Source organism: Streptomyces sp. NPDC001663 (genome assembly GCF_042893105.1).
Taxonomy (GTDB): Bacteria; Actinomycetota; Actinomycetes; order Streptomycetales; family Streptomycetaceae; genus Streptomyces.
This window is the reverse complement of record NZ_JBIAUR010000005.1, coordinates 422632-440295: the sequence shown is the minus strand read 5'-3', so window position 1 is coordinate 440295 and position 17664 is coordinate 422632. Positions and strand designations below refer to the sequence as shown.

The window sequence follows — 17664 nt, the reverse complement described above, 5'->3', positions numbered from 1 at the left end:
GCCCCTTTCACAGCACGCTCGTCATTCCGCCGTCGACATACAGCACCTGCCCGCTCACGAAGTCCGCGGCCGGCGAGGCGAGGAACAACACCCCGCCCACCAGGTCCCCGGTCGTGCCCCAGCGGCCGGCCGGGGTGCGGCGGCGCACCCAGGCGCTGAACTCCTCGTCCTCGACGAGGGGCTGGGTCAGTTCCGTCTCGATGTAGCCCGGGCCCAGGCCGTTGACCTGGACGCCGTACGGGCCCCAGTCCGCGCACATGCCCTTGGTGAGCATCTTCAGGGCGCCCTTGGTGGCCGCGTAGGGCGCGATGCCGGGGCGCACCACCTCGCTCTGCAGTGAGCAGATGTTCACGATCTTGCCGTGGCCACGCTCCGTCATCCGGCGGGCCGCCTCGCGGCCGACCAGGAACGCGCTGGTGAGATTGGTGTTCAGGATGCGGTGCCAGTCGCCGTCCGTGAACTCCAGGAGCGGGGCGCGCAGTTGCATGCCCGCGTTGTTGACGAGGATGTCGAGCGGACCGACCCGCTCCTCGACGTCCGCGATGCCGGCGGCCACCGACGGACCGTCGGTCACGTCGAACACGGCCGTGTGGACGTCACCGGGCAGTTCACCGGCCGCCTTGGCGAGGCGGTCGGCGTCCCGGCCGTTGAGGACCACCGTGCAGCCGGCCTCCGCGAGACCGCGGGCGAGGGCGAGCCCGATGCCGCGGCTGGAGCCGGTGACCAGGGCCGTGCGGCCGCTGATGTCGAACAGAGGGTGACTCATTCCCGTACCCCTAGATGACCAGTGAGAGGAGGAGGACCAGACCGCCCGCGACCACCGAGATGATCGTCTCCATGACGGACCAGGTCTTGACGGTCTGGCCGACGCTCAGGCCGAAGTACTCCTTCACCAGCCAGAATCCGGCGTCGTTGACGTGGCTGAAGAAGAGCGAGCCGGCTCCGATGGCGAGGACCAGCAGGGCCGCGTGGGTGGTCGACATGTCGGCCGCGAGCGGGGCGACCAGGCCGGCCGCCGAGACCGTCGCCACCGTCGCCGAGCCGGTGGCGAGGCGGATGATCACCGCGATCAGCCAGGCCAGCAACAGGGCCGGGATCGACCAGTCCTTGGAGATGTCCAGGATCATCTGGCCCACACCGGTGTCGATCAGCGTCTGCTTGAAGCCGCCGCCCGCGCCGACGATCAGCAGGATGCCGGCGATGGGCGCGAGACCGTTCTCGACCAGCGGCGTCAGCCGCTCCTTGCCGAACCCGGCGGGCCTGAGCAGGGTGAAGATGCCCAGCAGCACGGCGGCGAGCAGGGCGATCAGCGGGGAGCCGATGACGTCGAAGACGCGCTGGGTGAGGTTGGTCGGGTCGTCGATGACGATGTCGACCAGCGCCTTGGAGAGCATCAGGACGACCGGGAGGAGGATCGTGGTGAGCGTGGCGCCGAAGCCCGGGCGCTTGTCCAACTCCTCGGAGGCGCGCTGGGGAATCATCCGGTCGGGCGCGGGCACGTCCACCCAGCGCGCGGCGACCTTCGAGAACAGCGGACCGGCGATGATCACCGTCGGTATGGCGATGAGGACGCCGAGGGCCAGCGTGACGCCGAGGTTGGCCTTGACCGCGTCGATCGCGACCAGCGGCCCGGGGTGCGGCGGCACCAGACCGTGCATCACGGACAGTCCGGCGAGCGCCGGGATGCCGATGCGCATCAGGGAGTAGTTGCCGCGCTTGGCGACCATCAGTACGACCGGGATCAGCAGGACGACGCCGACCTCGAAGAACAGCGGTAGTCCGATCACCGAGGCGATCAGCACCATCGCCCACGGCATCGCCCGGCCGCTCGCCTTCGCCAGGATCGTGTCGACGATCTCGTCGGCGCCGCCGGAGTCGGCGAGCATCTTGCCGAGGATCGCGCCCAGCGCGATCAGCACGCCCACGCCGGCGACCGTGGTGCCGAGCCCGGTGGTGAAGCTGGCGATCGCCTTGTCGAGGGGCGCTCCGGCGACGGCACCGAGCACCAGCGAGCCGATGGTCAGGGACAGGAAGGCGTGCAGCTTGAACTTGGTGATGAGCAGGACGATGACGGCGATGCCCACCAGAACGGCTATGCCCAGCTGAGCGTGGCCGGCCGAGGTGATCGGCTCCGGTGCGTCCGCTGCCAGCATCTCGACGCTGAGTCTGGTCACGGGGGTTCCCTTGCAGGTACGGGGACAGGGGGAGGTGTTACCGGGAAGCGTGGGGGAGTGCGGCGAGTGCCTTCATGGCCCGTTCGGTGATCTCCTCGGGGCTGCCGGTGACGTCCACCGCGACGCCCGCCTCGTCCGGCTGCAGCGGCTGCAGCGTGGCGAACTGGGAGTCGAGCAGCGCCGTGGGCATGAAGTGGCCCTGCCGGTGCGACATCCGCTCCTCGATGAGGGCGCGGTCGCCCGTGAGGTGCACGAAGACGACACCGGGGGCGGCGGCCCTGAGCCGGTCGCGGTACGACCGCTTCAGTGCCGAGCTGCTGACCACCCCGCCGAGCCCGGCCCGCCCGTGCGCCCAGGCGCCGATGGCGTCTAGCCACGGCCACCGGTCCTCGTCCTGGAGCGGGATGCCGGCCGACATCTTGGCGATGTTGGCCTGCGGGTGGAAGTCGTCGCCCTCGGCGTACGGAACGCCGAGCCGGGTCGCGAGCAGGGGACCGATGGTGGTCTTCCCTGTGCCCGCGACGCCCATGACCACGACGACATGGGGGGTGCTCATTGCTGCCTCGCTGTCCTCGTCGACACGTGATGTCGACGCAACTGAAACCGATTAGGTACGACGAATTCAAGACCCTGTGATGAATAAGTCTGACTTTTTGTGGGTGTGACGCGCCCCGTACTCTGAGTGCATGAGCACACCGGGCCGGGGGCTGCACGGCCATGTACTGGACTCCCTCGGCCCCGCGATCACCGCGGGCGAGTATCCGCCGGGCAGCGTTCTGCGCACGGACGAGCTGGCCCAGCGTTTCGACGTGTCACGTTCGGTGATGCGGGAGGCGGTCCGTGTGCTCGAGTCCATGCACCTGGTCGAGTCGCGCCGCCGGGTGGGCGTGACCGTCCGCCCGAAGTCCGAGTGGAACGTCTACGACCCGCAGGTCATCCGCTGGCGCCTGGAGGGCGCCGACCGCCCCCACCAGCTGCGCTCCCTCACCGTCCTGCGCTCGGCCGTCGAGCCGGTCGCGGCGGGCCTCGCCGCCAAGCACGCGACCGCCGAGCAGTGCGCCGAGCTCACCGAGTGCGCGCTGAGCATGGTCGCCAACTCGCGCGGCCACAAGCTGGAGGCGTACCTCGTCCACGACATGGCCTTCCATCGGGTGATCCTCGCCGCGTCGGGCAACGAGATGTTCGCCCGCCTCGGCGACGTCGTCGCCGAGGTCCTCGCCGGCCGCACCCACCACGAGGTCATGTTCGAGGACCCCGACCCGGCGGCGGTGACGCTGCACGTCCAGGTCGCGGAGGCGGTACGGGAGGGAGACGCGGCCCGCGCGGAGGAGCTGACCCGGGAGATCACGGTGGGGGCGCTTCAGGAGCTGGACATTCTGGCGCCGTGACGGGCCCTGGGGTGGTTATCCGTCCGTCCCCCGCGCAGTCACGGTGAGCGGCAGCATGACGAAGGCGTCGACCGCGGCGTCGTCGGACCAGGATCCGGCCGGCAGCTCGACGGCCCTGCCCTCGACGGTCAGCCTGGCGTGGGAGAGCAGCGCACCGCCCGGTCGGCCGCCGCCGCGCACGGGCTCGGCGGTGAAGTACTGCACCAGCAGCGCCCCGGTGACCCGGGTGCCGACCTGCTGGAGGAGCTTACCGGGGAGCGTCCACTCGACTCCGTAGTACGGCGCCCCGTCAGTGACCCGGTGGATCCTGCGCACGTACCACGCGTCCCTGCCGACCTGCGGCGCGCTGCGCATCTTCAGATGGGCGATGGCGGCCGAGGCGGCGCTGAGTCCGGGCAGCGGGGTCACGTTGGCCGCTATCTCGCCGGCCAGTCCCACCGCCGGGGCGATCGCGTTCAGATCCTCGGCCAGAGCGGTGCGCCACTCCCGTTCCTCCTGAACCGGAGGCAGGTGGTACACCAGCGCTTGGACGTCCTTCACCCGCCAGCGGTCGACCGCCGGGAACAGCAGCCGGACCTCCGCCCTGTCGGGCACGTGCCCCGTGTACCCGAGCGTCCAGACGTAGAGATACGCGGCGAACTCCTGCGCGGGTTCCGGCCCGGTGCGGAACAGACTGGCCAGCGGCACGGAGACGGGGTCGCTCTCACCGTAGAGCTCGAGCCAGTTCGCATCGTCCGCCTGGGACCAGCGGTCCCATCGGGAAACCATGGTGCTACCCCTCCGGCAACAGCTGAGGCTGCGTCAGTTCGACGGGATCGGGCCCCAGTTGCTGATCTCCCGAGGTCAGTCGGCTGACCATCGCCGCCCGTGACGTCACGTCCAGCTTCACGAAGATGCGGCGCAGATGGGACGCCACCGTCCAGGTGCTGATCTCCAGCACCGAGGCGATCGTCTTGTTGGGGTGGCCGCAGGCGACCATGCGGGCGATCTCCAGCTCGCGCGGGCTCAGTAAGGAGACGGGCCCCGTCCGCTCGCCGCGCAGGACCAGGCAGCGCACGCCGTCGATCTCCAGGTCCAGCAGGACGTGCCCGTCGGCCCCGGCCAGCTTTCCGATCAACTCCACGGCCAGCGCCTCGACTTCCGCGCCGGTCTCCTCCCTGGCCAGTAGTCCGGTGCCTGCCCCGTCCTTCATCGCCAGCCCCCTTGCCTCAGCGGACCGGAACCTCACCCGGTTCCACGCCAGTCGGCATGCAGCGCACTTTAACAGCGGGTGCGACCGCGCTGTGCCCCATTTGCGTGTAGCACGTCCGAGGGACGCTCATCCGAACGCGACCGGTCCGGTCGGCGGCAGGACGTGCGATTGATGCCCCAACCTCGCTGCGCGCAGGGTGAGTTGTCCGAGTGTGTTTGAGGGAGGCGGCCATGCAGATGCGCCAGGCCGAGCTGGAGTACGAAGAAGAAGCGGCCCTGGAGAGCGAGTTCGAGGGCGCCGGCGAGGGGGAGGGTGAGTACCTCTACGAGGACGAAGGCGAGGGCGAGGAGTTCCTCGGCCGCATCATGGGAGCGGTGGGCGGCCTTCTCGGCCAGGGTGAGGGCGAGTTCGAGGAGGAGTACCTCTACGAGGACGAGGGCGAGTACGAAGGCGAGTTCGAGGGCGAGTTCGAGGACGAGGCCTTCTTCCGCCGGATCGGCGCCTTCGTCCGGCGGGCCGCCCCCATCCTGCGCCGGGTCGCCCGCACCGCCGCGCCCATCGTCGGCAGGATCGTCGGCGGCCCCCTCGGCGGTATGGCCGGGGATCTCGCCGCCCGCGCCCTGAGTGAGGGCGAGTTCGAGGAGGAGTACCTCTACGAGGACGAGGGCGAGGACGAGTTCGAGGCGGAGGCCGAGGAGGAATCGGCCCGCCCCCTCAACCAGCAGGAGGCCATGGCCGAGATGATGGCGGCGGTCGCGGCGCAGGCCCGCTCCGAGGCCGAGGCCGAGGGCATGATCGGTGCGGCGACGGTCACCGCGCTGTCCGCCCAGGACCGTGCCGCGCTGCGCCGGCTGCTTCCGCATCTGGTCCGCGCGACCTGTGTATTGACCCGGATACTGCGCCGCCGGCGGATCACCCGCCCCGCCGTACGGACCGTGCCGGTGATCGTCCGGCGCACCGCCCGCGTGCTCAGCAGCCGCGCGGCCGCGGGCCGACCCGCGGACCGGCGCACCGCCGCCCGCGTGATGGCGAGCCAGACCCGCCGCGTCCTGGGCAGCCCGCAGCAGACCTCCCGCGCCCTGCAGCGCAACGTCCGCGCCACCACCGCGGTCCGCCGCGCCGCGGGTCCCGCCATGCGCGCCGGAGCACCCCGCCGCCCCTCCCCGGGCACGCGGCCGCGGCGCCCCGGATACGCCGGCCTGCGCTGACTTCGGCGCCCGCAGCAGAGAGGACCAGCGGTCATGAGCGTGAGCACGAACGGCGCGAGCCCCAGGATGTCCGGCGCGCCCCCGCTTCCCGAACTGGAAGGCGAGTGGGAGTCCCTGTACGAGGACGAGGGCGAGGAGTTCCTGGGCTCGCTCGCGGGACTGGCTCGCAGGGCGGCCCAGTCGGCCCTCGGCGGCCTCGCCGGCGGCGGCCAGGACCAGGAGTGGGAGACGGAGTTCGAGACCGAACTGGAGGGCGAGTTCGAGGACGAGTCCCTCTACGAGGAGGAGACCGAGGGCGAGTACGAGGGCGAGTACGAAGATGAGTACGAGTACGAGGGCGAGGACGAACTCGAGGGGATGACCAACCCGCTCCGCAGGCTCGGCCCGGACGCCATGATGGAGCACTTGGGCCACGCCGCCGCCGAGACCGAGAGCGAGGCGGAGGCCGAGGCGTTCGTCGGCGCCCTGGCCCCCATCGCCATCGGCCTGGCCCGACGCGCCGCGCCCGCGCTCGTCCGGACCGCACCGCAACTGGTGCGCGGGCTCGCCAACGTGACCCGTACGCTGCGCCGCAGTCCGGCCACCCGCCCGCTGGTCCGCACCCTGCCCACGATCGCCGTACGCACCGCCCGCAGCCTCGCCCGGCAGGTCGCTGCCGGCCGTCCGGTCACCGCGAGGTCGACGGTGCGGACCCTGGCGGGCCAGACCGCCGCCGTACTGTCCGATCCCCGGCGCCGCTCCGCGGTCGTACGGCGGTCCCGTGCACTCGACCGCCGCTACCACCGCGCCATGCGCCCCGGCGCCCCGGCGGGGGCTGCCGTAGCCCCAGCCTCGGCGCGGGCCGTGCGGTCCGTGGCGGCGGGAGTGCCGTCGGCACCGGCACGGGCGTACCGGCGGCCTTACGGGCCCCGCTCCGTTGCGGCTCCCCGCGGTGTCCCGGGCCGCCCGGCCGGTCTGCCGCCGATGTCCGTCGCCTGGGTGCCGGTACCGGCCTACCGTCCGGCAGGCCGGCGCGCCGCCGGCCCGTACGGCTACTGACCGGGGCGGCCGACCATGACCGTACCCACGGCTCGCGCCGAGACGAGCGTCACACCGGATCCGGGCACCGCGACCGCCCGGGCCGGGCGGCCGGTGCCCCGACCGCGTACCACCGCTCCGGTTCGCGGGCCTTGGCTACGGGCCCAAGCGCTCAACGTGACCCGGCACGCCGCCGCCCTGCGGCCCTTCCGTGCCGACGAGTTCGGCACTGGGGCAGCCGCACCGTCCGCCGGCCATCTGCAAGCCGTCAACGCCCTGATGCGGCGACTGCGTGGCGAACTGCTCCGGCTCAGCAGCCGGGTCGACGAGGAGGCGCGGCGGGCCGTCCGACAGCCCGACACCCGGCGGTTGCAGACCCTGGTCGGCACCAAGGAACGCGCCCACACCTGGGTGCGTGAGGTCGAGCGCATCTGGGACTTCTACTTCGAACTCTTCGGGCAGCGGCAGTCCGTGTTCGCCGACGCCCTGCTGTCCTGCGACCGGATCGCCCTCTCCTGCTACCAGGCCGCGTACCTGGGCATCGGCGAGGCCAAGCCGCTTCCTGCCCCGCCCCCGTTCTCGTTCATGCGCACCGGGTTCTCCCCGGCGACCTTCCGACGCGGCATCCCGCTGCGTCGGCTGGGCCGCCGGCTCAACCCGTTCCCGCTGGTCCAACTCCCCTACCACCGCCTGGTCAATCCGTGGACCCTGGGCGCCGTCCTGCACGAGGTGTCCCACAACCTGCAGAGCGACCTCGGCCTCGACGAAGCGGTGCCGCGCGCCGTCGCCCGCCGGCTCCTCGACGAGGGCTGCCCACCCGCTGTCGTACGGACCTGGGTGCGCTGGAACCGCGAGGTGTACGCCGATCTGTCCGCCCTGCTGCTCGGCGGCCCGGCGGTGGTCGGTTCTCTGCTCGACGTGGTCGGCCGCTCGCCGGAGGCCGTTCTCACGTACAACCCGCGCGGGCCGCATCCCACCCCCTGGTTCCGGGTCTGGATCTCCGTCGAGCTGCTGCGGCGGATGGGATTTCCCGAACAGGCCGACCGTTACGGCCGGTTGTGGCGGTCCATCTATCCCGACCCGAGGGCCGGGACCCTGCCGCGCGAGCTCGTTTCGACGTTCGCCACCGCGTACCCGGCGGTCGTCGACACCCTCTGTTTCCGGCCCTTCGCGGAACTCGGCCGGCGCAGCCTCGCCCAGGTGATCCCCTTCGGCGCCAAGGAACACGCCATGCAGCTGGAAGCCGCCGAGCGCCTCGCGGCCGGCACCGACCCCGGCATCATCCCGGCCCGCTTCCTGATCGGGGCCACCCGCTCCGCCCTGGACCGGCGCCTCGCCCGGCCGGGCGTGATCACTCGCAACTTCTACACCGAGCTGGCGAGGCGATGACGGTGACGGTGCAGTCGGCGTACGCGGAACTGGCGGCGGCGGTGTGTCGGCTTCGCGATACCGCCCGCGAGCTGGAGCTGATCGCGGTCTCCGACCACCCGCGGGGCGGTGACGTGGCGCTGGTCGACGAGGTGGCGAACGCCGCGCTGGAAGTGTCGGGCGCGGCGGAGGAGACGACCGCCGCCTTCCGCGACACCACCGGTGGTGCGGCGGCCGTGTCCCTCTGCCAGACACACATCCTGACGCTGGGGCAGATCCTCGTCGGCCGGCTGGCCTCGCCGGAACGCCTCACCGAACTGGACGCACTCGGTGCCGAGCACGGCCACGAGGCCGGCGCCTGGGCGGGCGAGGTCGTCCGGTGCGTCCACACATGTCAGCAGTCGCTCTGGAGCGATGTGCTGCCGGCGCTCTTCGCCCACGGGCAGGAGACCGCCGCGCTGAAGAGCCCATGCTCCACGTCCGGCGTCCGCCGCTGACCTGGAGAGGAAGGAGAGCACGATGCCGAAGCTCACGATCCGGGTCTTCCTCTGCCCCCGACGCGTGGTGAAGGATCCCGAAAGGTGGCAGACGGACTGGCCGACGCCGTCCGGTGTCGTACTCGAACTGAGCAAGCAGAACGGGAACGCCAAGGGCGGCTACGATCCACCGGTCACGCTGGACGCGACGGACGACGACGGACTCGTCCGGCACGACAAACTGGCGGCGGGCACCTACCAGGTACGCGTGGTGGCAGGCCCTCCCGAATTCGACATTCCTCGCGTCGCTCACGGGGGTTCCGGGATCGACCTCCATATGTCCCCCCATGAACTCCCGGACGCGGAGATCGTGTTGCTGTCCGGCGGTCAGAGGCGACTGTTCCTGCTCAACACCCAGTACGAGAGCGGCCAACCGCTCCCTGGCGCCAAGGTCGACGTGGCGGGCACCGACTTCACCAGCCGGTCCGACGGGGCGGTGTACGCCGCCTGCAAGGACGAACTCGTCACGGTCAGCCCCCAGAGCTGCCCCAGGACCAGGGCCACCCCCAAGGACGGCCGCTTCGTGGTCAACAGGGGCGGGCAGCCGCTGCCCGAGGACATGCTGAAGGTGATCTACCGCGCCGCCACCGCTCAGATCACCATCAAGCCCGAGCTGAACGGTCAGCCGGTCTCCGGTGTGGTCTTCGAAGTGACCCGGACCCAGGGCCCCGGTGTCCCCGCGCAGAGTCGGGCCACCGACGACCGCACCCCCACCTGTGTCTTCGACGACATCCCGGCGGGAATGGTCTCCGTCGCGGTCTCGGACACCTCCCGTGCGACATACGGGAAGGCACGGCTACGGGTCGCCGCCGTCCCCGGGAAGAACCGCATCAACTCGCAGCTGAATCCCGGCGGCAGCCTGGACCTGTCCGCATTCTTCGAGTTCAAGCCGCTGTCCACCGACTCCGGAGACCTCTACGGCCTGGTTGTGGACGACAGCGACACCCCGCTCCAGGGGGTGGATGTCGTAGCCCGCCAGGACGACCGTGAGGCGGTCGACACCACGGACGCCAACGGCAACTACAGGATGCAGGGACTGCCGACCGGCGACTGGAAGGTCATTCCGCGCACGCCCGTGCGTGTCGGTGGACGACGACTGATCCTCGACACCACCGACGACCACTGCGTTACCGTGACGGACCAGGGTTCGGCACAGGTGCCCGACATCGTGCTGAGCGAGGAGAAGCACGGCATCCGGGGAATCGTACGCGACGAGGGGGACCAGGCGGTCGCGTACGTGACGGTGGAGATCCACAACGCCGACGGAACCGTACTCCTGGGCAGTACGCAGACGGACAAGGACGGCTTCTACGAGTGGTTCTCGCCCACGTCCGGACGGTTCCTCGTAAGTGTGCTGACAAAGGGTGGCAAACCGGTGGAGCGATTCCCGGTCGAGGTGAACTCCGTCACCGTCAGCAACATCCGGTTCTCCCGCGGGGGTGCACCGGGCGGTGCGCCCACCGGTACGCCGCCGTCCGTCACCAACCAGGCGTTCACGGACTTCTCCGCCTTTCCCGTACTGACGGAGGAGGTCGGCGGCGGCGCGGGCCGCGCACCGGCACCCGGCGGTGACCGGTCGGCCTCGTACGGGCAGATCGTCGAGGGCGCCCTGCGGGACGTGCTCGGCTGGCGGCCCGGCTCCAACACCTCAGGATTCCAGACGGCGTTGACCGGCGCCTTCGAACTGCGTGAGGTGCAGGGCCACACCGAGTTCACCTGGCGTCCGCGCGGGTACGCCGTCCAGGCCGACCTGGGTGCGCTGACCGGCGCGCAGGCCAGCATCTACCAGCGGGCGAAGAACGCGCTGGAACAGATCACCCCGCTGCTCGACGCCCTGACACCACTCGACCCCGCCGCCGACCTCCAGGACACCGAGGCGGTACGCACCATCGTGCGGGCCGAACTCGGGGAACTCGTCGACGAGTTGGCCGTCGAAGGCGGGCCACGCGTCCAGCGCGTCGATGAACTGTTCGTCCAGCTGCTGGGTCCGCGCACCCCCGCCACCCAGCTCAACCCCGACGCGGTCGGAGGGCAACTCGCCCAGCTGCGCGACCGATTCGGACTGAGCACCAGCCGGGTCGGCACGCTCGACGAGGAACGCGTCGTCACCAACTTCCGTATCGTCGTCGACCATGTGCTGGCACTCGCCGCCGGCTGGGACAGCGACCGCGCGCTGTTCCTCGGCACCACCGGGCAGACCTCGCTCGGCACCGTCCTGATCCAGCTGTCCCGCAGCCTGGACGTGGTCGCGCAGTCCGTCGAGGAGACCGCCTCCGCACTCGACTCGGTCTTCGTGGACGCGGCGCAGCGCCAGACGATCCAGCTGCGCTTCGACAGTCTGCCCCCGCGGCAGCCGGCGCTGCTGCCGATCCTGCTGTCGGACCTGCTCGACTGGATCGTCCGCGTCTCCACCGCCGAGGGACCGAGGCTGGTGCGGGAGGCCGGCAAGGACGGCGTGATCGCGCTGACCCCGGTCCTCGGGCAGCTGGCCGATCTCGTGCTGGCGACCGAGCAACTGGCCGCCAGTGACCCGTCGCTGCCCGACGGCGTCCGCACCCCGCGCGTCCTGCGCGCCCTGCGGGAGCTGCGCACCCAGCTGGCCGACGCGGTCCGCCTGGCCCGCGCCGTGCAGCGGACCGAGGCTCCCGTGATCGTGTTCGTCGACGAGGTGACGGACCTCAGGCCCGGCCTGTCCGTCACCGTCGTCGGCCGGGGCTTCCTCACGGGCGCGACGGCCGTCATGGCGGCGACCGAGCGTCCCGAGCTCGGCGAGTTCACGGCGACCGTGGTGACTCTGGACGGGATCGGCCGCGCGGACACCACTTTCCCCACCGTGCCGACCATCCTTGCGGGCCTCACCTGGCAAGTGACCCTCATCAACCCGGACGGCACACGCAGCAACGCGGTCGAGGCACTGCGGACCTGACGGAGGAGACCCACGATGGCGAACGAACAGGAATACCAGGCCTTCCTCGACCGCATCGCGGCCCTCCGGGAGACCGTCACCGACCGGCTGTCCTCGCAGCTGGTGGCCGACCCCCAGCTCGCGGACGTCCTCACCAAACAGATCGACGACCTGCTGCAGTCCGCGGTACAGACCGACCTGGCCCAGAAGCCCCCGCCCGACAAGGGACTCGCCCAACTCGTCGGCATAGGCGAGCAGGCGGCCGACGCCCTCGGCCAGACCCGGCTGCCGCAGGCCATCACGCCGTACGACGAGACGGTGTCCTCCGAACGCCTGGTGGCGATGGGGGATCTCTACTACATCTACCAGCACGAGATGATCGGCGTCTTCCGCGCCGTGCAGAAGCTTCAGGAGCTGTTCCGCGCGGGCGCCGTCTACCTCTCCAGCGGCGCGGGCGCGTACGCGCTCTACCAGTTCGACCGGCGCGAGGTGCTGCGCTACACCCGGCGGGACCGACTGGCCGCGTACCGCAGGGCGTTCGGCTACGGCCGGGCGCCGGTGCCCACCGGCTCGCGGGCGAACAGCGACTTCCACGGCCAGTTCGAGCACTTCGTCAATCAAGTCGCCCTGTTCCACCGCGACAAGCGCATCGCGGACGTCGTGCGCGAGCGCGCCTACGACCCGAGTTTCGGCAGCATCGCGGTGGTCCGCCGGGCGGGGCTCGACCTGCGCAACAACCTCAAGTTCACCTCCTACGGACACGTCAACGTGCTGCGCGTCGAGGTCATGCAACTGCTCGACGAGGCGTACCGGATCCTCGGCTCGGACGACATCCGGCGGCTGTACGGCGCCGACACCGCGTGGGACGTCGTCGAGATCGTGCTGGCCCAGTACTACGGCGAGCGACTGGTCACCTCGCCACGCCAGCGGATGGCCATCGCGGGTCGCGAGGTACTGCGCTGGCTCGCCCAGCCGCATCTGCTGCAGACCCAGCGGGCGAAGTTCGAGACGCTGCTGCTGGAGATCGCCGAGGCGTCGGAGGAGTGGCTCACCAGCGCTCAGTCTCTGGGGGTCGCCAACCGGCAGGAGGGACCGCGCGGTCTGCCGTACGACCGTCCGGCCGCCCCTGTGACCGGTGCCCAGCGGACAGCCCGTCGGCCGCCCGCGCCGCCCGTGGCCCGCGGCGCCGGCACGCGCGGCCGGGTGCCCGCGCAGGTTAACGGGACCCGCATGTGACCCTGCGCTCCCGGGCGGGGACGGCAGCTGCGCTGAGCCGGGCCCGCGCCCGTCGTCCCGCCACGCTCGGTCTGCTCTGCGAGCTGCTGCGCCATCCCACGGTGAGTGCCGAGGCCGTCCACCGCGCGGACCTGCGCCGGTGCGCCGAGGGGCTCGCCGGGCGGCTGCGCGGCATGGGCCTGGACGCCGTGGCGGTCCGGCCGGGCCGGGTCGCGCCCGTCGTCACTGCCGAGTGGCTGCACCGCCCGGGGGCGCCGCTGCTCCTGGTCTACGGCCACTACGACGTGCAGCCCGCCGGACCGCGCAACAGCTGGGCGACGGATCCCTTCCGCCCGGTGCTGGACGGCCCGTTCCTGTACGGACGCGGGGCCAGCGACGACAAGGGCCAGTTCACCGCCCATCTGGCCGCGGTGGAGGCATGGCTGACCTCCACCGGCGCACTGCCGGTGAACCTGCGCCTGGTGCTGGACGGCGAGGAGGAGATCGGCAGCCCCACCTTGCTGTACGAACTGAGCGACCGGCGAAGGGTGCCGGAGTACCTGCGTGCCGATCTGATGGTTGTCTCCGACACCCGGATGCGGGACGAGCGGACCCCGGTGCTGGTGAGCGGCCTGCGCGGATCGCTCGCTGCCCGTCTCGAGGTGACCGGAGCTGCGGCCGAGCTGCATGCCGGCGCCTTCGGCGGCGCGGTCGCCGAACCCGCCCGTGTGCTGGGTGAGCTGGTGGCGAGTCTGCATGATCCCGACGGCCGGGTGACGGTCCCGGGCTTCTACGACGCCGTACGACCGCCGACCGCAGCCGAGCGGGGACAGCTGGCCCGCGACGGCCCCTCGGCCCCGGAGCTGCTGGCACCCGCCGGTGTCGCCATCGGGCACGGCGAGCCCGGATACTCCACCTTCGAACGGACCACGATCCGTCCGGCGATCGTCGTCACGGGCCTCGCGACCTCGGGCCCGGGCCGCTCGGCGATCCCGGCCCGAGCCGCAGCCGACCTGAGCGTCCGACTGGTCCCCGCGCAGCGCCCGGCCACCGTGGCCCGCGCCCTGCGCACCTATCTCGCGGAGCGCACCCCGCGGACCGTGAGCAGTCGGCTGGTCGTCCTCGCGAGTTGCCTGCCCTACACGCTCGCCCCCGGCAGCACGGGCGTCGAGGCGGTCGGCCACGCCTGCACCCGCGCTTTCGGGCGCGCCCCGGTCCTGCTGCCTTCGGGCGGCTCGATCCCGTTCGTCAGCACGCTTGCCGCCACCTGTGGCACTGAAGTCCTGCTCCTGGGCTTCGGCCTCCCGGACGATGGGATGCACGCACCCAACGAGCGCCTGTTCCTGCCGAACCTCCGCCGGGGTACGGACGCCTGCGTCGAGCTGTACGCCGAGCTGGGCCGGTCCTACGGCTCCTCTTACTCGACGAAGTCGCCGTCCACGTACACCCACGCCCCGTCGACCCGCTCGAACCGGCTCCGCTCGTGCAACGAGCCGCCCCGATAGGACGCCCGGAACGTCACCGTCCCGGTGGCGTGAAAGGCCGTGCCGTCGGCCGTGTCCAGGATCTCCAGTCCCGTCCAGCGCATCCCGGGGTCGAAGTCGACCTGTGCGGGGCGGGTCCGCGCGTGCCAAGTCCGCAGCAGGTACTCCTCGTTGCGCTTCACAAAAGCGCTGTAGCGCGAACGCATCAGTGTCTCGGCGGTCGGGGCCACGGCCTCACCCCGGTGGAATCGGCCACAGCACTTTTCGTACGTCTCCGCAAGACCGCAAGGACAGGAGGGCTTGTGAACTGGGGCGGAGCCGTGCTGCCGCCGGGATTGCGAGGTACGTCGGGACATGGGGTCCATTCTGCTGCACCATGCGCTGTGTGGAATCTGTGAACCACCTGTTCCAACACGTGCACATCGTGTGCGGGTCGTACTGGGCCTCCTTCATCGAACCTCCTTTCGGACTGGCGTAAACCTGCCTTGCTCCTGCAACGCCCAACTCCCCAAGGTGGGTTGAGCACTTGAGCATCAGGAGTCACAAGCGTGTGTGCTTGACCCGGGCGGACGTCCGTCCGGGGCACTGACGGGGGAACTGATACGGGGTGCGCGGGCCGGCGCGAACAGGGCGTGCCGGTGGACTGCCGCGTGCCGTGAGCGAGACCTCTCCCTCTGCCGCCTCTTGGTGCCTGCCAACCGGTGCCTGAGTAGGGATAGGAGGGGGAATGCCGACGAATGCCGTGAGCGCCGCGAGGCCGACATATCCGGGCGTCTACGTCGAAGAGCTTCCCAGCAGCACCCGCACCATCTCCGCCGTGACGACCTCGGTGACCGCCTTCGTGGGGCACACCCGGCGCGGTCCGCTGAACGAGCCGGTGCGGGTCACCGGGTTCGCCGACTTCGAGCGGCGCTTCGGCGGTCTGAGCGCGCAGAGCCCGCTCGCCTACGCGGTCCACCAGTTCTTCGGCAACGGCGGCTCCGTCGCCGTGATCGTCCGGGTCGCCAAGGCGGGCAGCGGCAAGGCCGCCTGTGTCGTCCTGGAGTCCACCGAGGGCCACAGCTCCGGCCGTGTCCTCGAGGTCCACGCCAAGGAACCCGGCGTGTGGGGCAACGGTCTGCGCGTCGCCGTCGACTACGACACGCCCTGCCCCGACGAGACCTTCAACCTGCGGGTCTACGACGCCAAGGGCGACGCCCGCGAGAGCTTCACCGGCCTGTCCACCGACGCCGGCAGCGGCAACTACGCGCCGACCGTGATCAACGCGGGGTCGCGGCTCATCCGTGTCGAGGTCGTCGGCGAGGGCCGCCCCGACCCGTCGGGCACCGTCTCCAAGCCGTTCGGGCACGAACTGCCCGACCTGGCCGTGGACCTGACGGTGAAGATCGGCGACGTGGAGCGCGAGTTCAAGCTCTACGACCCCGACTGCGACGGCGAAGCCCCGTCCTCCGTGGCCGAGTTGGCGCTGCTGCTCGAGCGCAAGCTGCGGGCGCTGCCCGACGCGCCCGGCAAGCACGCCTTCGCGGGCGTCGAGGTCACCGCCTTCGGCCGCCGTGTGCAGGTCGTCGCGGGCTCCACCGACCCCGAGGACGTCGTCCGCTTCCTCGGCGAGTGCGCCAACGACCTGGGCCTGGAGGCCTCGGTCAATCCGCCGGTGTTCCCGCTGGAGGGCGGCGAGGACGGTGCGGCCCCCGGCCCGCGTGACCTCATCGGCTCCGAGGCCGACAAGACCGGCATCCAGGCGCTGCGCGGGGTGGCCGACGTCAACCTGCTGTCGCTGCCGGAGCTGGCCTCGTACGAGAAGACCGAGGACGCCCTCACCGTCGTATCCGCCGCTCAGCGGCTGTGCGAGGAGCGGCGGATCTTCCTGCTCGTCGACGCGCCCAGCACCTGGGTGAGCGTGGACTCCGCGCGTGCGGGCCTGTCGGCCTTCGACCCGGTGCGCGGCAACCACGCCGGTCTGTACTTCCCGCACATCCAGCTCACCGACCCGCTCACCGGGCGGCTGCGCGCCTTCCCGCCGTCCGGCGCGGTCGCCGGCGTCATCGCGCGCACCGACTCCGAGCGCGGCGTCTGGAAGGCGCCGGCCGGTACGGAGGCGCAGCTCGTCGGAGTGCACTCGCTGACCGTCGATCTGACGGACCGTGAGACCGGGCTGCTCAACCCGCTCGGCGTCAACTGCCTGCGCACCTTCCCGCTCACCGGCCCGCTGGTGTGGGGCGCGCGCACGCTGGAGGGCTCCGACGCCCTCGACAGCGCGTGGAAGTACGTGCCCGTGCGGCGGCTCGCGCTGCATGTGGAGGAGAGCCTCCAACGCGGCCTGCAGTGGGTGGTGTTCGAGCCCAACGACGAGAGCCTGTGGCAGCAGATCCGGCTGTCCGCCTCCTCGTACCTGCACACGCTCTTCCGCCAGGGCGCCTTCAAGGGCAGCACCCCGCGCGAGGCGTACTTCGTCAAGTGCGACAGCGAGACCACGACCGACGAGGACGTCGCGAACGGCGTCGTCAACGTGCTGGTGGGCATCGCGCCGGTCCGTCCGGCCGAGTTCGTGGTCGTCAAGATCCAGCAGACGTCGGGGCAGTTCGCGCTCTAGCGCCCGCAGAATCATGGAGAGCTGAAGGAATCCGATGGCTGAGTTCACGGTCAACGCGCATCGCTTCGACCCCTACAAGAACTTCAAGTTCCTTGTCCTGTGGGACGGTCGGACGGTCGCCGGCATCAGCAAGATCAGTCCGCTGAAGCGGACCACGGAGGTCGTCAAGCACCGCCACGGCGGCGACCCCTCCTCCCCACGCAAGTCGCCGGGCCGCTCCGAGTTCGAGGGCATCACCCTCGAGCGCGGGGTCACCCACGACCCCGAGTTCGACCGCTGGGCCAACAAGGTCTGGCAGGTCGGCGCGGGGCTCGGCTCGGAGGTGTCCCTCGCGGACTTCCGCAAGGACATCGTCATCCAGGTCCTCAACGAGGCCGGTCAGGTGGCCGTCTCGCACAAGCTCTACCGGACCTGGCCGAGCGAGTACCAGGTCCTCGGCGAGCTGGACGCCAACGCCAACGCGGTGGCCATCCAGTCGCTGAAGCTCGAGTGCGAGGGCTGGGAGCGGGACTACGAGGTGCCCGAGCCCGAGGAGCCGTCGTTCCTCAACCCGGCGTGAACAGCTGGTAGTTGAGGGAAACGGG

Annotated in this window: 16 protein-coding genes; 10 read left to right on the top strand and 6 right to left on the bottom strand. The window is 71.0% G+C overall.

The window, feature by feature from the left end:
* Positions 1–7: 7 nt before the first annotated feature.
* Genes ACFY1L_RS18925 through ACFY1L_RS18915 form a run of 3 tightly spaced genes read right to left on the bottom strand, consistent with a single transcriptional unit; the run spans position 8 to position 2730 of the window.
* The gene (locus ACFY1L_RS18925) at positions 8–766 is read right to left on the bottom strand and encodes an SDR family oxidoreductase (RefSeq protein ID WP_388824940.1); all 759 of its coding nucleotides are present in this window, start codon (positions 764–766) and stop codon (positions 8–10) included.
* Positions 767–776: 10 nt separating this feature from the next.
* Entirely contained in the window at positions 777–2174 is a 1398-nt protein-coding gene (locus ACFY1L_RS18920; RefSeq protein ID WP_388824937.1) for a GntP family permease, read from the bottom strand.
* 37 nt (positions 2175–2211) lie between these two features.
* A complete protein-coding gene (locus ACFY1L_RS18915) occupies positions 2212–2730 on the bottom strand; it encodes a gluconokinase (protein ID WP_388824934.1) in 519 nt (172 codons plus the stop codon).
* A gap of 130 nt (positions 2731–2860) precedes the next feature.
* Between ACFY1L_RS18915 and ACFY1L_RS18910 the strand changes: the two genes are divergently transcribed.
* A complete protein-coding gene (locus ACFY1L_RS18910; RefSeq protein ID WP_388824931.1) occupies positions 2861–3562 on the top strand; it encodes a FadR/GntR family transcriptional regulator in 702 nt (233 codons plus the stop codon).
* 15 nt (positions 3563–3577) lie between these two features.
* Here the strand turns inward: ACFY1L_RS18910 and ACFY1L_RS18905 are convergent, their stop codons facing one another.
* On the bottom strand, positions 3578–4330 hold the full coding sequence (locus tag ACFY1L_RS18905; RefSeq protein ID WP_388824928.1) for a hypothetical protein: 753 nt from the start codon (positions 4328–4330) through the stop codon (positions 3578–3580).
* A 4-nt stretch (positions 4331–4334) separates the two neighbouring features.
* The gene (locus ACFY1L_RS18900) at positions 4335–4754 is read right to left on the bottom strand and encodes a helix-turn-helix transcriptional regulator (protein WP_388824925.1); all 420 of its coding nucleotides are present in this window, start codon (positions 4752–4754) and stop codon (positions 4335–4337) included.
* A 230-nt stretch (positions 4755–4984) separates the two neighbouring features.
* Between ACFY1L_RS18900 and ACFY1L_RS18895 the strand changes: the two genes are divergently transcribed.
* The 7 genes from ACFY1L_RS18895 to ACFY1L_RS18865 all read left to right on the top strand — a co-directional run bounded on the left by ACFY1L_RS18895 (position 4985) and on the right by ACFY1L_RS18865 (position 14508).
* Positions 4985–5962, top strand: coding sequence for a hypothetical protein (locus ACFY1L_RS18895; protein WP_388824922.1), 978 nt, complete (start codon positions 4985–4987; stop codon positions 5960–5962).
* Between the two features lie 33 nt (positions 5963–5995).
* Positions 5996–7000 carry a hypothetical protein gene (locus ACFY1L_RS18890; protein ID WP_388824920.1) on the top strand — a complete coding sequence of 335 codons (1005 nt, stop codon included), beginning with the start codon at positions 5996–5998 and terminating at the stop codon, positions 6998–7000.
* Positions 7001–7156: 156 nt separating this feature from the next.
* Positions 7157–8368, top strand: a complete 1212-nt coding sequence (locus tag ACFY1L_RS18885; protein ID WP_388824917.1) for a hypothetical protein — start codon at positions 7157–7159, stop codon at positions 8366–8368.
* Positions 8365–8844, top strand: a complete 480-nt coding sequence (locus ACFY1L_RS18880; protein ID WP_388824915.1) for a hypothetical protein — start codon at positions 8365–8367, stop codon at positions 8842–8844. The genes ACFY1L_RS18885 and ACFY1L_RS18880 overlap by 4 nt, the downstream gene beginning before the upstream one ends.
* A 22-nt stretch (positions 8845–8866) precedes the next feature.
* Positions 8867–11809: a collagen binding domain-containing protein gene (locus ACFY1L_RS18875; protein WP_388824913.1), complete on the top strand. Its 2943-nt coding sequence runs from the start codon at positions 8867–8869 to the stop codon at positions 11807–11809.
* 15 nt (positions 11810–11824) lie between these two features.
* Entirely contained in the window at positions 11825–13024 is a 1200-nt protein-coding gene (locus tag ACFY1L_RS18870; protein WP_388824910.1) for a hypothetical protein, read from the top strand.
* The gene (locus ACFY1L_RS18865; RefSeq protein WP_388824907.1) at positions 13021–14508 is read left to right on the top strand and encodes a M20/M25/M40 family metallo-hydrolase; all 1488 of its coding nucleotides are present in this window, start codon (positions 13021–13023) and stop codon (positions 14506–14508) included. The genes ACFY1L_RS18870 and ACFY1L_RS18865 overlap by 4 nt, the downstream gene beginning before the upstream one ends.
* Here the strand turns inward: ACFY1L_RS18865 and ACFY1L_RS18860 are convergent.
* A complete protein-coding gene (locus ACFY1L_RS18860) occupies positions 14421–14843 on the bottom strand; it encodes a YchJ family protein (protein WP_388824904.1) in 423 nt (140 codons plus the stop codon). The two genes, ACFY1L_RS18865 and ACFY1L_RS18860, sit on opposite strands and share 88 nt — an antisense overlap.
* A 371-nt stretch (positions 14844–15214) precedes the next feature.
* On the opposite strand from ACFY1L_RS18860, the gene ACFY1L_RS18855 reads away from it, so the two are divergent.
* Both ACFY1L_RS18855 and ACFY1L_RS18850 read left to right on the top strand, forming a co-directional pair.
* Positions 15215–17080 (top strand): phage tail sheath subtilisin-like domain-containing protein, encoded by a 1866-nt coding sequence (locus tag ACFY1L_RS18855; protein ID WP_388824902.1) that lies wholly within the window; start codon positions 15215–15217, stop codon positions 17078–17080.
* 34 nt (positions 17081–17114) lie between these two features.
* Positions 17115–17639 (top strand): phage tail protein, encoded by a 525-nt coding sequence (locus tag ACFY1L_RS18850; protein ID WP_004003113.1) that lies wholly within the window; start codon positions 17115–17117, stop codon positions 17637–17639.
* The last annotated feature ends 25 nt before the right edge of the window (positions 17640–17664 follow it).